Raw genomic sequence first — 14,742 nt, 5'->3', positions numbered from 1 at the left:
CGCAATATCAAATTCATATAAGAAGAGTAGGTTATGAAATCAACTGTAAGAATCACTGTGCCTTATGCTGTGGCAAACTATGTAGAAATGCGCGAACGTGGATTTTACTATGTGGACAAGACAATGTTTATTCCCGATCTGGAACTATATAAAGCTCCTGTCTTTTTGCGTCCGCGCCGTTTCGGAAAGAGCTTGTTAGTGTCCATGTTGGCCGCTTACTATGATTTGAATATGGCAGATCGTTTTACAGAACTGTTTGGAGATACATACGTTGGAAGTAATCCTACAAAAGAGCATAATAAATATCTCGTGCTTCGCTTCGACTTCTCTAAAATGGTAGTAACCGATACACTGGAAGGGTTACAAAAGAACTTTAATGATTTGAATTGCGGAGTCATCTATGATATGGTGAAAGCCGATGCCAGATATGCACGTTTATTCCCGGATTTTGAATTTAGTGATAAAACCGATGTCACAAAGATGTTGGAGGATATGTTGCGTTATGTATCGTCCCATAATCTTCCTCCGGTATATCTTCTTATTGATGAATATGACAATTTTACCAACCAGCTGTTGACTGCTTACAAAGATCCGCTCTATGAGCAAGTGACTACTGCCGACAGTTTCTTACGTACTTTCTTTAAAATAATAAAGGCAGGTATCGGCGAGGGAAGCATACGTACCTGTTTCTGTACAGGAGTACTTCCCGTCACAATGGACGATTTGACCAGTGGATACAACATTGCGGAGATCTTGACACTTGAACCTGACTTTCTAAATATGCTTGGCTTTACTCATGCAGAGGCAGAAGTGTACCTACGCTATGTACTCCGGAAATATTCCGGTAACGAAGAACAATTCGATGAAATATGGAAACTGATCGTGAGCAACTATGACGGTTACCGGTTTCAGCCTAATGCGGAGCCTTTGTTTAATTCTACCATACTGACTTACTTTCTTAAAAAGTTTGCTGTTAATGGTATTGTTCCCGATGAAATGATTGATGAGAATTTGCGTACAGACATCCATTGGATTCGTCGACTTGCGTTGAGTCAGGAGAATGCCAAACAGTTGCTCAATACATTGGTGATGGAAGATGAAATAGCTTATGCACAGCCTGATTTGCGAAGCAAGTTCAATAAGCAGAAGTTTTTCGACAAGAATTTCTATCCTGTCTCCTTGTTTTATTTGGGCATGACGACATTGAAGAATTCCTTCCGAATGACGTTGCCCAACCTGACCATGCGTAGCATTTATATGGATTATTATAACCAGTTGAATGACATTGATAACTTTGCAAACCGCTACGTTCCTGCCTTTGAGCAATTTACTCACGACCGGCGTATGGAAGGTATTTTCCATAACTACTACGATCAATACCTTGGGCAGTTTCCCGCACAGGTATTCGATAAGATGAATGAGAATTTCATTCGTTGTTCGTTCTTTGAACTGTGTTCGCGTTATCTGAGCCAATGCTACACCTTTGCATTAGAACAGAACCATCCTGCCGGACGTTCGGATTTTGAGATGACAGGAATTCCCGGAACGGAATATTATAAGGATCACCGGATTGTAGAGTTCAAGTATTTCAAAGCAAGCGAAGCAAAGAAAGTACTGGCACTCAATGCTCCACGTCGCGAAGATGTGGAACAGGTGAAGCAATATGCGGAAACAATTCGCGTACAATTCCCATACTATAATATACAAATGTATGTGGTGTATGTGGCTGCTAATAAAGGATACAAATTCTTTGAAGTATAAACATACTAAACAAGCATTGTAAAAATACGTACTTTATAGGTATAAAAGTACGTATTTAAGTCACTATTAATTACCTATTTAACGCATACTTAAAATAGTACTTTTGCATGCAATAAATATCTATATTGAAATGCTTGATTTCTAATAAGATACCTGTCTGATATTTCGCTTTTCTGCTCTTATTACTCTATTACTTCATTCATCGAAAATGTTTTAGTACCTATTTTAGTAACTATAAAAAAATATTGTAGTAATAATCCCTTGTTTTTATTTTATCCATCTGATTGAACGTAATACGTATATAATTTTTGCATGATACACGCTAATATAGCATGTATAATCATGTTTTTTCACTATTTATGTGTATTTTACTTTCATCGCATCTTTAATATCTGTATACTATAAAGATGAGGATAAAACAATGTTGTCTGTCTTTTATTAGTATATTTGTCTTCCTGTTTTCATTTAGGTTTTAACTGAAACTATTTGAAAGCACAACTGTTTATAGAAATATGATATAAACAGAAAGGAGAGAAACACTATGATAATAAGAGGAAATGAGATCGATATACGAACCGTTGATGTAATTCGTTACATCATGCCTTTACGTGAGGGAGGTTCGTTGCCAGCTCTTGCCGAAGCTGATGATGGATTTAAGTATGTGGTAAAGTTTCGTGGGGCGGGGCATGGGACAAAAGCGCTTATTTCTGAGCTGATAGGAGGAGAGGTAGCCCGTGTGTTGGGTTTGCGTCTTCCGGAAATTGTTTTTCTAAATCTGGATGAAGCTTTCGGGCGTTCGGAAGGAGATGAAGAGATACAAGACCTGTTGCAAGGAAGTCGTGGGTTGAACCTGGGGTTGCATTTCCTGTCGGGAGCATTACCGTTTGATCCTGTGGTAACAAAAGTGGATGCTAAATTAGCCTCACAGATAGTATGGCTGGATGCCTTTTTAACTAATGTGGATCGTACAGCCAAGAATACCAATATGTTAATGTGGCATAAAGAACTGTGGCTGATAGACCATGGCGCTTCTCTGTTTTTCCATCATTCGTGGGTGAACTGGAAGAAACATGCACTGAGTCCTTTTACACAGATAAAGGAACATGCATTGCTGGCCGAAGCGAGTGACCTGGAGGAAGTGGATCGGGAATACAAAGAGATATTGACTGATGAAATATTGCGGGAAATAGTAGATCTGATACCCGATGACTGGTTGCATTGGCGGGATAAAGAAGAAACACAGCAGGATATACGAGATATTTATTTTCAATTTCTAACAGAAAGGATACGTCATTCCGAACTATTTGTAAAAGAAGCACAGGATGCCAGAAAAGCACTTATATGAATATGCAGTAATCCGCATTGTACCGAAGGTGGAACGTGAGGAGTTTATGAATGTTGGAGTTATCCTGTTCTCAAAACAGGCTGACTTTATAAAAATGCGTTATGAGATAAATGAAAACAGGCTTAGAGCCTTTTCTCCGGAACTGGATCTAGAGTCGTTTCGCGAGCATATGGAGGCTTTTAGTAAGGTCTGTTCGGGGCATGAGACTGGAGGAACAATTGCTCTGTTGGATATTCCGGAACGTTTCCGGTGGCTGACGGCTCTGAGAAGTTCCTGCATCCAGACTTCAAGGCCACACGTAGGTTTTTCTGCCAATCTGGATCAGACACTGAATGATTTATTTCAAGAATTGGTGGAATAAGCAGTAAAAACCGAAAGTCATAGTATGTATTTTAATTGCACCGTAGTGGAATGGAAATTAGACTCGTGTGGTTTTTCGGTCGAATAACCGCTCGATTTAATTACATCGCAGTGGCATGGTAGTAATAAAGATGGTAAAAGAAGCGAAAGGGCAATCAACCTTTCGCTTCTTGATACATAAACCGTTTGATACTTTTCTTAGCTGTCTTTTCAAACTCTTCAAAGTGTATTTTTACTTTGCTTATCTGGCTGAATGCAGGTAACTGAAGGTTCAGTTCCAGCCGGTTTACCTCCATTGCTTTCTCAATATCCGGTTGTTGCAAACCATGGGCAAATGCATCGTCAAAGTCAGGATATATGAGAGCAACAAGTTTGTCATTCTGCAATACGATCAATGACTCTGCTACATACGGCATATTGTTCAGTTTGCTTTCAATCTCTTCGGGATAGATGTTCTGTCCGCTTGAGTTAAGCAGAAGATTCTTACTGCGTCCGCGTATTGTCACATACCCTTGTTCGTCTATTGTGGCAAGATCGCCTGTATGCAGCCACCCGTCTTTATCTATAATCTGTGCAGTAGCTTCCGCATTTTTATAATATCCCAGCATGAGGTTGTCTCCTCTGCAGATGATTTCTCCGGCATGTGTGTTGGGATCAGGAGAATCTATTTTTACTTCCATGCGACTGGCAGCTTTTCCACATGAGGCTTTTTTGAGATCTTGCCAGTAGTCTGAACAGATAATAGGACCACATTCAGTCATTCCGTAGGCAATTGTATAAGGGAAACCTATCTTTTTTAAGAAAGCTTCAATCTCTGCATTGAAAGGAGCACCGCCGATAATAATATCATTAAAGTTACCACCAAAAATTTCCATAGCTGTCTGTCGGGCGGCTGCTTTCAGTTTATCGTTGAGGATGGGAACCCGCAACAATAGTTTGCCTATCCTGTTGTCCAGCCGGAGTAATACCTCTTTTTTGATGATCTTTTCTACAATCAGGGGTACGCATGAAATCAGTTTCGGTTTGATTTCGGCAAAAGACTGTGCTATGATTTTAGGAGAGGGCATCCGGGTGAGGAAATACAGATGTGCGCCTGCTGAGAAACTGTACAGGAAATCATAGGTCATACCGAATACATGGCCTAACGGAAGCATAGATACAACCGTATCTCCGGCTTGCAGAGGACGCATCTCATAACAGTAAGTAATGTTGGACCATATGCTACGGGCAGGCAGCATCACTCCTTTAGAGTAGCCGGTAGTTCCTGAGGTATAGTTAATGATTACCAACTCTTCGGGATCGCTTTTGCGATATGAAATGTGTTCTTTCCGGAAACATTTGGGATAACGTTTTCCATAGATCTCATTCCGGTGCTCAAAGGCATAAGTCAGTTGATCACAACGGGACACAAGTGCAGAGAAGTCTTTCAAAGAAGCGATCCCCTTTAATAGAGGCATGGCATCCTCATTCAGGTTTTCCCATACCTGGTCGCCAACGAACAGAAGTTTAGCTTCGGAGTGATTAACGATGTTGTGTATATTATCGGCTTTGAATTCATGAAGAATGGGAACGATAACGGCTCCATAAGTTACTGTTGCCAGAAAAGCAACTGCCCAATGTGCACTATTGCGTCCACAAACAGCTATTTTATCACCGGACTGAATGCCGGCACTCTCAAGTACAATATGAAATTTTGCTATTTTGCGGGCAACATCCTTGTATTGAAGGGTGATTCCTTTATAGTCTGTCAGGGCGTTACGATCCCAGTTGTTTATGATACTTTGCTCTATATAGTCTATGAACCCTTGTTGTTGTTCCATATTTGCTTTTTGCACATTTGTTTTAAAACTGCGCAAAATTAATATTTCATTAACAAAGACGGGGTTCTCCCGGAAAGTTTTACGGTAAATTAACGGGAGGTGGAACTGATCAGAAATGAGTAAAACCCACCACAGAGTAACACAGAGTTCCACAGAGTAGTATTTATCTGATGAAACGCGGATTAACACAGATGAACGCAAATTAAAAGACTGTAGTTCTCTTAGATGAAAGTCTGCATTCATCTGCGTTTCAATAAAGATTTAAACTCTGTGGAACTCTGTGTTACTCTGTGGTGAAATATACTCAAAACCGTACGAATTTAAGTAAGAACTGAATGTAATTATAATCAAAAGGTATATCTTTGTAACCGGATACTAAACTTGTCTGATAAAAAGATTACTATGAAAACTGTTCTTACATCTCTGCTTGTACTCCTATTAGGAGTTTTACCTCCCGTTGATATATGTGCTGCCAATCGTGTGTATGATGTCTCTGATTTTGGTTTGAAAGCCAATGGAAAGAAAGATGCATCACCTGTATTGCAAAAGATTTTAGAGAAGATCAAAAGAGATTACCAGGAAGGAGATAATGTCACATTACGTTTTCCGACGGGCAGGTATCATTTCTTTGAAAAGAATGCAGCATCTCGCCAATATTATATTTCTAACCATGACCAGACAAATCCGAAGAAGGTAGGTATTGCTATTGAGAATATGAAAAATCTGACTTTGGATGGACAAGGATCTGATTTTATTTTCCATGGTCGCATGATTCCTGTCTCTCTTTTGTATTCGGAAAACTGCATACTGAAAGATTTTAATATTGACTTTGAGAATCCGCATATAGCACAGGTACAAATAGTAGAGAATTCTGTAGAGAATGGTATTACTTTTGAAATAGCTCCCTGGGTGAACTATCACATCAGTAAAGATTCAGTTTTTGAGACATTGGGTGAAGGTTGGAAACTTCGTCCTTCTTCCGGCATTGCCTTTGATCCTAAAAGCCGTCATATAGTCTATAACACCAGTGATTTATATTATCCGAATAAGGGAGTAACCCAAGTGGCTTCACGTCGTCTCAATATAAAGAGCTGGAAGGACAACCGGCTTGTTCCAGGTACAGTAATTGCTCTGCGTACTTACTTCCGGCCTACTCCCGGAATATTTCTTTCACATGATGTAGATACACAATTATTAAACGTGAAAGTACATTATGCCGAAGGGATGGGATTACTGGCACAATTGTGTGAGAATATAACCTTAGATGGATTTAACGTATGTCTTCGTGGAGAGAATGATCCCCGTTATTTCACTACTCAGGCCGACGCCACTCACTTTTCGGGTTGTAAAGGAAAGATTATATCCCGGAGCGGCTTTTATGAAGGTATGATGGACGATGCTATCAATGTACATGGTACTTACCTGAAAGTTATCAAGCGGATAGACGACCGTACTTTGGTAGGACGGTATATGCACGACCAGGCCTGGGGATTTGAGTGGGGACGACCGGAGGATGAAGTGCAGTTTGTACGTTCGTCAACGATGGAGCTTGTGGGTAGTCAGAATAGCATTACGGCGATCGCTCCCTATGATAAAGAGGAGGTTCAGGGCGCGCGTGAATTTGTTATTTCTTTCCGTGATCCTGTTGATGCGGTTGTCAATGCTGAAAGTGGTTTTGGTATTGAGAACCTGACCTGGACTCCGGAAGTGCTATTTGCTGATAATGTGATTCGTAATAACCGTGCTCGCGGTGCATTGTTTAGCACTCCTAAGAAAACGATTGCAGAGAATAACCTGTTTGACCATACATCCGGTACAGCCATTCTGCTGTGTGGTGACTGTAATGGTTGGTATGAAACAGGAGCTTGCCGGAATGTAATTATCCGGAAAAATCGTTTTGTGAATGCACTTACAAATATGTTTCAGTTCACAAATGCTGTAATTTCTATCTATCCTGAAATACCTGACCTGAAATCGCAACAAAAGTATTTTCATGGTGGAGTTGAAGAAGGCATCGTGATTGAAGACAATGAATTCGATACCTTTGATGCACCGATTCTTTATGCCAAGTCGGTAGACGGACTTGTATTCCGTAATAATAGTATCCGGATGAATACGGAGTATAAGCCGTTTCACTGGAATAAAAGCCGCTTTCTGCTGGAACGGGTAACCAATGCGAAAATAGAGTAATTACTCGATTGCATATAGAAGTCACATAGGCTATAAACGGAGGTGTGCCAAAGGTAAAATCAGCCATTATTAAAACGCAGATGATCGCTAATTAACGCAAATATTAAATTGTATTTGCGTTAATTAGCGATCACCTGCATTTCTAAAGTCACATGTTGATAGCTTTATCCGGCTTTTGAAAGGGAGATTTTTATTCTTTGCTCTTCTCTGAAATGAGTAGTAGCTTATCATCTACATGTAGTTTCAGACTTCCATTCGGAATAAGGAATTCGTCTCCACGTTTTACGATCATAACGAGTGTGCCTTTTGGAAGATTCATATCTTTCAGTGTATCGGCTTTCTCTATCATTTCCTGCGTTACAGTCATGTCGCGAAGATCGGAGTCTATCTCTTCGGGCAATTCTACTCCAAAGTCATTTCCGGTTTTCTCGAGTGGGGTGGAGAGATGAAGCAAACGTGCTACATAAGAAACTGTAGTTCCCTGTACTACCAGCGAAATGATGGTAATAAAGAATACGATATTGAATATAACATTTGATCCTTCCACATTGGCCACTACCGGATAGGTGGCAAAGATAATCGGAACAGCTCCGCGTAATCCTACCCATGATACGAATAACCGCGACTTGAATGTTATTTTCCGGAATGGGAGCAGACAAAGAAATACACTTAACGGACGACCGATAACAATCATGAATATCCCGATAAGCAATGCTACACAAGCTACTTCGAGCATCTCGTGCGGATTGACAAGCAAGCCGAGCATGAGGAACATGATAATCTGGAAAAGCCAGGTGAGTCCGTCCATGAAGGTAGCAATCTCTTTTCGAAACATGATCTTATTATTACCCACCATTATACCGGCAATGTATACTGCCAGATAACCGTTTCCATGTAGTCTGTCGGTGATAGCAAACGTAAAGAATACAAATGACAGAAGGAGGATAGGGTAGAGTGATTGGTTATCAATGTTGATTTTGTTGAGGATCAATATAGCCAATTTACCCAGTACATAACCGGCAGCTGCACCTACCAGAAACTGAATAAAGAAAGAGCCTAATATGGCACCGGCTCCCATACCGGAAGACTGAACGAACTGTATGAGAACAATCGTGAGCATATAAGCCATAGGGTCATTACTACCGCTCTCCAACTCAAGCATCGGGCGAAGGTTGTGTTTCAGATTCATTTTCTGTGAACGGAGAATGGCAAAGACGGAGGCAGAATCTGTTGACGACATAGTAGATGCAAGTAGCAGTGAGGTTGTGATTGGAAGGTAGATATTACTCCAGCTCATACCGGAGAGCCACCAGATAAATAGCCCTGTGAACAGGGCCGTAAGTAACACTCCAACGGTGGAGAGCACGATACCCGGAGTCAATATCGGACGTATTTCTGTGAACTTAGTATCCATACCACCGGAAAAGAGGATAATACTAAGTGCCACCATACCTATGAATTGTGCGGTTTTTGCACTATGGAATTGAAAGCCCAAGCCGTCGCTTCCAAAAAGCATACCAACAACAAGGAATAATAACAGGGCAGGCACTCCGAAGCGATATCCGGTTTTACCGACAATGATACTGACGAAAAGTAAGATAGAACCTACAAGTAGAATATTTTCTGCAGTGAATAACATGGGCTATATATTATAAGGGTTATAAATAAGTCTTTTTTTGCTTCACCGTGCGAAGTTACGTAATTTAGATAACAAATAAAACCCCCTTTTGGATGTATTTTGTATCCCGGAAGGAGGTTAAATAGTTTAAAAATGTTATATTTCTACCTGTTTTATTATTAAAACACAGATAATCGCAAAGTCTGGCTTCTGTTGAAAACTACTGTGTTTTAGAAGTCATCTATTGAGAGGGAGGAAGAGAAGGGAGAGGGGAGGGGAGCAAACCGGGGTGCCGGAAACTTCCGCCACTACATCGCTTGCCGAACCTCCCCGTGCGGGAAGCACCGGTTAGAATAGTCTTCTTTTAGCTCAGAAACTTCATAATATCTTCGTCTGCCGTACTTATTGTAGCAATTCCGAAGTTATCAATCAGTACCTTCTTGATGTTAGGTGAAAGAAAGGCCGGAAGAGTAGGGCCGAGGTGTATATTCTTTACTCCTAAAGACAACAGGGCAAGGAGTACGATCACGGCCTTTTGTTCATACCAGGCAATATTGTATATGATTGGTAACTCATTGATATCTTTCAGCCCGAATACTTCTTTCAACTTCATGGCGATTACTGCCAATGAGTAACTGTCATTACACTGTCCTGCATCCAGAACGCGGGGAATTCCATTAATATCTCCCAATGGTAATTTATTGTAACGGTATTTGGCGCATCCGGCGGTAAGGATTACTGTATCGTGAGGTAGTTTCTCAGCAAATTCAGTATAATACTCACGGCTCTTCATACGTCCGTCACAACCTGCCATAACAAAGAATTTGCGGATGGCTCCACTTTTGACGGCTTCTACCACTTTGTCTGCCAGTGCAATAACCTGTGCGTGTGCAAATCCGCCAACGATCTTACCGCTCTCTATGGCTACGGGTGGCTGGCAGCGTTTAGCATGTTCAATGATAACAGAGAAATCCTTTTGTCCTCCGTCTTTGGCTTCGGGAATATAAGTTGCACCCTCCAGTCCGCAGGCACCGGTAATGTAGATACGATCTTTGTAGTTTGCATCCGGGCGGGGAGGTACAATACAGTTGCTGGTAAACAGTATCGGACCGTTGAAGCTTTCAAACTCTTCTTTCTGCTTCCACCAGGCGTTCCCGTAGTTTCCGGCAAGGTGTTTATACTTTTTAAGTTGTGGATAATAGTGTGCCGGTAACATTTCACTGTGAGTATAGATATCAATGCCCGTACCTTCTGTCTGTTGTAACAACTCTTCCAGGTCTTTCAGGTCGTGTCCGCTGACGAGGATACCCGGGTTATTTCGTACACCGATATTAACTTCCGACAGTTCCGGGTTACCATAGGTTTCTGTATTGGCAGCATCCAGTTGCGCCATAGCTGATACACCTTGTCTTCCGGTTTCAAGAACCAGGCTGGTGAGTTCGTCTACGGTGATGTCGTCACGAGTTAGTTCGGCAAGTGCATGTTGCATGAAAGCGAATATTTCCGGGGATTCATACCCTAAATTGTGGGCATGTTCTACGTAAGCTGCCATGCCTTTTAGCCCGTAATGTACCAGTTCTTTTAAAGAACGAATGTCTTCGTCTGGTGTGCGGAGCACTCCTACGCTTTGGGCTTTTTCTTCAAATTCGTCTTCGTTGCCATTCCAGGTGCATTCATCGGGGGCATGTTCAATCGTTACTTCCTGGGCGAGTTTGCTTTTGAGATTCAATCCTTCCTTGATTTTACGAATGATGGCTTTTTTATCAAAGTTAGCATTGGTGATCGTTATAAAGAGGGCATCAAAGATAAAGCGGTCCGCTTCGTCCGAAGGACGTTTTTCCTCACGTAACTTCTGGTTATACACGGCAATACCTCTTACTACAAAGAGCAGAAGGTCTTGAAGATTAGCAACTTCGGATGTCTTTCCACAAACACCTCTTAGGGTGCAGCCAGTGCCTTTTGCTGTCTCCTGGCATTGATAACAGAACATGTTCATAATTTCTACGTATTTATTGGTTATTAATTGAACGCAAAGGTAGAGGAATTGTTTAAGGCAATTCTGTAACCAATGTTACAAGTTTGTGGAAAATTGAAAGTTGAAAATGGGCTGCGTGGGTGTAGTGCAGGAGTAACTTTATTCCTTCCTGTCATCCGAATGGCACTTTCCCGTGTGGGAAGTACTCACCATCAATTGAATCAGTGCTTGCTTTTGTAGTATTTTTATTTGTTTTCTGTCTGCTATTATTAGTTTATCTTCTTGCATGTGAGCCAGTTCCCGTGCCAGTGAAGGGCGGGATACTCCGAAGTAATCACTCAATTGTTGTTGTGAGCGATTGAGTGTGATATGTTCACTTTGCTGCTGATTGGATAGGCGAAGCAGATAAGATGCCAGTTTCTGTCGGATCGTTTTGAAGGACATGAAAAATAGTTTGTCCGAGAGGGTATGGGCGTAATTAGCAGAGAGATTCATATAATTTTCCAGAAACTTCTCGTTCTTTCTGAATAACTTTAGTACGCTTGTCTTAGGTATTTCAATCACTTCAGTAGCCTCATTAGCAGTAACTTCTACCGGATAACGATTCTCGTTTCCGAAAAGAAAAAGCGGTGCTATCGCTCTTGGTGCGGCAATGTCTTCTACCTTTATCAACCTTCCGGAGTCGTCAATCATCTCTCCGCGTACACTGCCTTTTATGAGAATTACGAGGCGGTTGCATACATCGCCCTGGTGAGCAAGAATTTCTCCTTTCCGATAGATCCGGGTATGAAAATTAATCTCTCTGAGATCTTCGGTGAGTACATTGGGAGCAATACCATTGAATAGTGGGTTGTTGGCAAGTATTATCATGAGTGGTGTTTCTGTTAATTTGCACTTATATAAACAGATGAGCGGACTTTTTTGTTTGAGAAAGTATTGTCACAGAGGTTATTTAAACTTCAGTATGAACCTGGTTTCCTTTCCCGGCAACAGTGTAATACTTCCGCCGGACAACCTCATAATCTGCCTGGATATGCTGAGACCAATGCCGCTTCCCCCTTCTTTGGTGGTAAAGAAAGGGATGAAGATATGTTCTGCTACTTCCGGCGGGATCACAGGACCATTGTTCTTTACTTCTATGATTACTTCTTCTGCCTCGTTGCAACAGGCATGGATGGAGATGCAACCGTCCGGTTGGTCACCTATTGCCTGTATAGCATTCTTCAACAGATTGATAACCACCTGTGAGATGAGGTTTTCGTCTGCATACAGAATCAGGTCGGCGGGTGATACGTCGGTCCGGAAAGAGATGTTACTGTCCGGATTCTGGTGCTTTGCCAGCTCTACCATGCGATCAATAAAAGCCTTGACATAGAATAACGATGGTTCGGGTACGGGGATACGTGTGAAACGGCGGTAGGATTCGACGAAAGAAAGCAATCCTTTTCCGGTAGAACTGATTGTTTGCAAACCGTTGCATATCTCTTCGTCTTTTGTATCGGCAAGAGAGAGCAAGGTATCACTCAGAGAGGTAATAGGAGTAACTGAGTTCATGATTTCGTGAGTCAGTACGCGTGTCAGGCCTATCCAGGAGTCTATTTCCTTATCATCCAGTTCGGTGTTGATATTGTTGAGTGTCAGGATACGCAGGTGCTCTTTCCGTACGGTGATGTCTGATACACGTATGGATAAATTCACTGTTTCCCGTTCGTTGTTGAAAGTGGTTTGCAGTTTATCTCCCGGGCGACAGGAAGAGAGTATTTCTACTAATCCTGTATCTATCTGACTTAGTTGTTGCACGTGGGTGAATACACTCAATCCGAGCAGACGGAGGGCTTCTTCATTTTTCTGATAGACCGCACCGTTATCATTTAGTACCAGCAGTCCGGTACTGATGCAGTTGAGTATGAGTTCGTAGTATTTTTCCTGTTGTGCCGTGTCTGCCTTTACATTATATAATATACGTCCCACACGGTTAAGGGCACGGTTTATTTCCCGGTTATCGGATGTACTTTCTTCTTCGGGAAAATGAAAGGAGTTATCGTTGTTCTCCAGCGCATCAATCATGAAAAGTACCTGACGGGTATGATGACGATAAAGTCGTAACTGCCACCAAAGACTCCATAGCAGGGTACAAAGGCATATGCCCATCCAGACGAAGGTTCCATTTGTGGCAAGCAAGGTTGTGGTGATGCCCAGAGAGAGGCTTAGCAGCACGCGAAACCAGTATTTGTCTGTTAGTTGCCGGAGGAGTGAACTCATAAGCCGAACTTTTTCATCTTGTTGTACAACGTCTGCCGTGTAATGCCTAATTGAGCAGCAACGGCGGAAAGATTTCCTCCACATTTCTCCAACGCTTTTTGTATCATCTTCATTTCCATCTCTTCAAGAGTGGAAGCGGTTGTTTCAGGCATTTCCGTACGGCGGGAGAGCTGAAATATTTCAGCAGGTATTACTGCTCCTTCACAGATGATAATTGCTTTTTCGATAGCATGTTCCAATTCGCGGATATTACCATACCAGGGATGAGCGGTCAGTTTGTCTTTGGCAGAAGGTCCGAGGCTTATTAAAGCCTTATCATATTGTTTGCAGAATCGGGCGATGAATCGTTCGGCCAGTGGAACAATGTCTTCCTTTCGTTCACGCAGAGGAGGGATTTCTACATGAATCGTATTGATACGATAGAGCAGGTCCTCACGAAATTCATCCCGGTTTACCATTTCCTGTAAATTACGGTTAGTGGCACAGATAAGACGTATATCTATCGGTAACGGTTCATTACTACCTACCCGGACGATGCTCCGTCGTTGGATAGCAGTCAATAGTTTGGCTTGCAGGTGGTAGGGGAGGTTTCCTATTTCATCCAGAAAAAGTGTACTGTGGTTGGCAGCTTCAAATTTACCGGTACGGTCGGCATATGCATCCGTGAATGAGCCTTTTACATGTCCGAATAGTTCGCTCTCAAACAATGATTCTGTGATAGCACCCATATCCACTGCTATCATTTCCTCTTGTTTTCGCTGAGAGAGGGCGTGTATTTCCCTTGCCAGCATCTCTTTACCTGTGCCGTTTTCACCGGTGATGAGGATATTGGCATCGGTGACAGCTACTTTCTCTATAAGCTGGCGCAGTTGTTGCATGGCGCTGCTTTCTCCCCAATACATGGAATTACAAGAATTGCTTTCCTGCTTTGTGTGTTTTTTCTTTCCACCTTTTGCCTGGGTGGCGGCAGATAGCAAGGTTTCTACCAGTTTCTGGTTGTCCCAAGGTTTTACGATAAAGTCTGTAGCACCTTCTTTAATACCTTTTACAGCAAGGTCAATATCAGCATAAGCCGTGAAAAGGATAACGGGTAGTGTCGGACGTAGTTTCTTTATTTCATGTAGCCAGAAAAGTCCCTCATTTCCGCTGTTGATACCAGATGTAAAGTTCATATCAAGAAGAATCACTTCGGGAGCTTCTTCGCGCAATACAGCCGGTAAAGTGACGGGTGAAGGAAGAGTGATAACTTTTGTAAAGTAGTTTTTCAGGAGTAGCTGAACGGCTGTCAGTACTCCTTTATTATCATCGACGATAAGAATAGTTCCTTGTTTACTCATAAATTTGAGAGTTAATATCGGAACAAATATACGTAATAAAATGATTTGTGAGTAGTGATTCGTGATAAATGAAT

10 protein-coding genes are annotated in these 14,742 nt (G+C 41.9%); 4 read left to right on the top strand and 6 right to left on the bottom strand.

Features of this window, described 5'->3' with window-relative positions:
* Window positions 1-33 precede the first annotated feature (33 nt).
* From HCG69_RS03830 to HCG69_RS03820, 3 genes are all read left to right on the top strand, one after another.
* Window positions 34-1,761, top strand: a complete 1,728-nt coding sequence (locus tag HCG69_RS03830) for an ATP-binding protein (RefSeq protein WP_221648918.1) — start codon at window positions 34-36, stop codon at window positions 1,759-1,761.
* A 562-nt stretch (window positions 1,762-2,323) separates the two neighbouring features.
* Window positions 2,324-3,106 (top strand): HipA family kinase, encoded by a 783-nt coding sequence (locus HCG69_RS03825; RefSeq protein ID WP_221649085.1) that lies wholly within the window; start codon window positions 2,324-2,326, stop codon window positions 3,104-3,106.
* Window positions 3,084-3,467: a DUF3037 domain-containing protein gene (locus tag HCG69_RS03820; RefSeq protein WP_221648917.1), complete on the top strand. Its 384-nt coding sequence runs from the start codon at window positions 3,084-3,086 to the stop codon at window positions 3,465-3,467. Before HCG69_RS03825 ends, HCG69_RS03820 begins: the two co-directional genes overlap by 23 nt.
* A 154-nt stretch (window positions 3,468-3,621) precedes the next feature.
* Here the strand turns inward: HCG69_RS03820 and HCG69_RS03815 are convergent, their stop codons facing one another.
* Window positions 3,622-5,286, bottom strand: a complete 1,665-nt coding sequence (locus HCG69_RS03815; protein WP_221648916.1) for a long-chain fatty acid--CoA ligase — start codon at window positions 5,284-5,286, stop codon at window positions 3,622-3,624.
* A 402-nt stretch (window positions 5,287-5,688) separates the two neighbouring features.
* Here HCG69_RS03815 and HCG69_RS03810 point away from each other — a divergent pair, with 402 nt between their 5' ends.
* Complete coding sequence (locus HCG69_RS03810) at window positions 5,689-7,476, top strand: alpha-1,3-galactosidase B (RefSeq protein WP_221648915.1); 1,788 nt, start codon at window positions 5,689-5,691, stop codon at window positions 7,474-7,476.
* Between the two features lie 190 nt (window positions 7,477-7,666).
* On the opposite strand, the gene HCG69_RS03805 is transcribed toward HCG69_RS03810, so the two are convergent.
* The 5 genes from HCG69_RS03805 to HCG69_RS03785 all read right to left on the bottom strand — a co-directional run bounded on the left by HCG69_RS03805 (window position 7,667) and on the right by HCG69_RS03785 (window position 14,668).
* Entirely contained in the window at window positions 7,667-9,115 is a 1,449-nt protein-coding gene (locus tag HCG69_RS03805; protein WP_221648914.1) for a potassium/proton antiporter, read from the bottom strand.
* A gap of 343 nt (window positions 9,116-9,458) precedes the next feature.
* A complete protein-coding gene (gene hcp / locus HCG69_RS03800) occupies window positions 9,459-11,090 on the bottom strand; it encodes a hydroxylamine reductase (RefSeq protein WP_221648913.1) in 1,632 nt (543 codons plus the stop codon).
* 138 nt (window positions 11,091-11,228) lie between these two features.
* Window positions 11,229-11,939: a Crp/Fnr family transcriptional regulator gene (locus HCG69_RS03795; RefSeq protein ID WP_221648912.1), complete on the bottom strand. Its 711-nt coding sequence runs from the start codon at window positions 11,937-11,939 to the stop codon at window positions 11,229-11,231.
* A gap of 78 nt (window positions 11,940-12,017) precedes the next feature.
* A complete protein-coding gene (locus HCG69_RS03790; protein WP_221648911.1) occupies window positions 12,018-13,331 on the bottom strand; it encodes a PAS domain-containing sensor histidine kinase in 1,314 nt (437 codons plus the stop codon).
* Complete coding sequence (locus tag HCG69_RS03785; RefSeq protein WP_221648910.1) at window positions 13,328-14,668, bottom strand: sigma-54 dependent transcriptional regulator; 1,341 nt, start codon at window positions 14,666-14,668, stop codon at window positions 13,328-13,330. Before HCG69_RS03785 ends, HCG69_RS03790 begins: the two co-directional genes overlap by 4 nt.
* Window positions 14,669-14,742 lie beyond the last annotated feature (74 nt).

It is taken from the genome of Bacteroides sp. K03, assembly GCF_019734355.1.
In the GTDB taxonomy this organism is placed as follows: Bacteria; Bacteroidota; Bacteroidia; order Bacteroidales; family Bacteroidaceae; genus Bacteroides; species Bacteroides nordii.
The sequence above is the reverse complement of the archived record's forward strand: the minus strand, read 5'-3'. Positions and strand labels throughout refer to the sequence as shown.

Excerpts from the sequence above, each read along its gene's own strand:
- HCG69_RS03830 (WP_221648918.1), top strand. The coding sequence starts at position 34 with ATGAAATCAACTGTAAGAATCACTGTGCCTTATGCTGTGGCAAACTAT.
- HCG69_RS03820 (WP_221648917.1), top strand. The coding sequence starts at position 3,084 with ATGCCAGAAAAGCACTTATATGAATATGCAGTAATCCGCATTGTACCG.
- HCG69_RS03815 (WP_221648916.1), bottom strand. The coding sequence starts at position 5,286 with ATGGAACAACAACAAGGGTTCATAGACTATATAGAGCAAAGTATCATA.
- HCG69_RS03810 (WP_221648915.1), top strand. The coding sequence starts at position 5,689 with ATGAAAACTGTTCTTACATCTCTGCTTGTACTCCTATTAGGAGTTTTA.
- HCG69_RS03805 (WP_221648914.1), bottom strand. The coding sequence starts at position 9,115 with ATGTTATTCACTGCAGAAAATATTCTACTTGTAGGTTCTATCTTACTT.
- hcp (WP_221648913.1), bottom strand. The coding sequence starts at position 11,090 with ATGAACATGTTCTGTTATCAATGCCAGGAGACAGCAAAAGGCACTGGC.
- HCG69_RS03795 (WP_221648912.1), bottom strand. The coding sequence starts at position 11,939 with ATGATAATACTTGCCAACAACCCACTATTCAATGGTATTGCTCCCAAT.
- HCG69_RS03790 (WP_221648911.1), bottom strand. The coding sequence starts at position 13,331 with ATGAGTTCACTCCTCCGGCAACTAACAGACAAATACTGGTTTCGCGTG.
- HCG69_RS03785 (WP_221648910.1), bottom strand. The coding sequence starts at position 14,668 with ATGAGTAAACAAGGAACTATTCTTATCGTCGATGATAATAAAGGAGTA.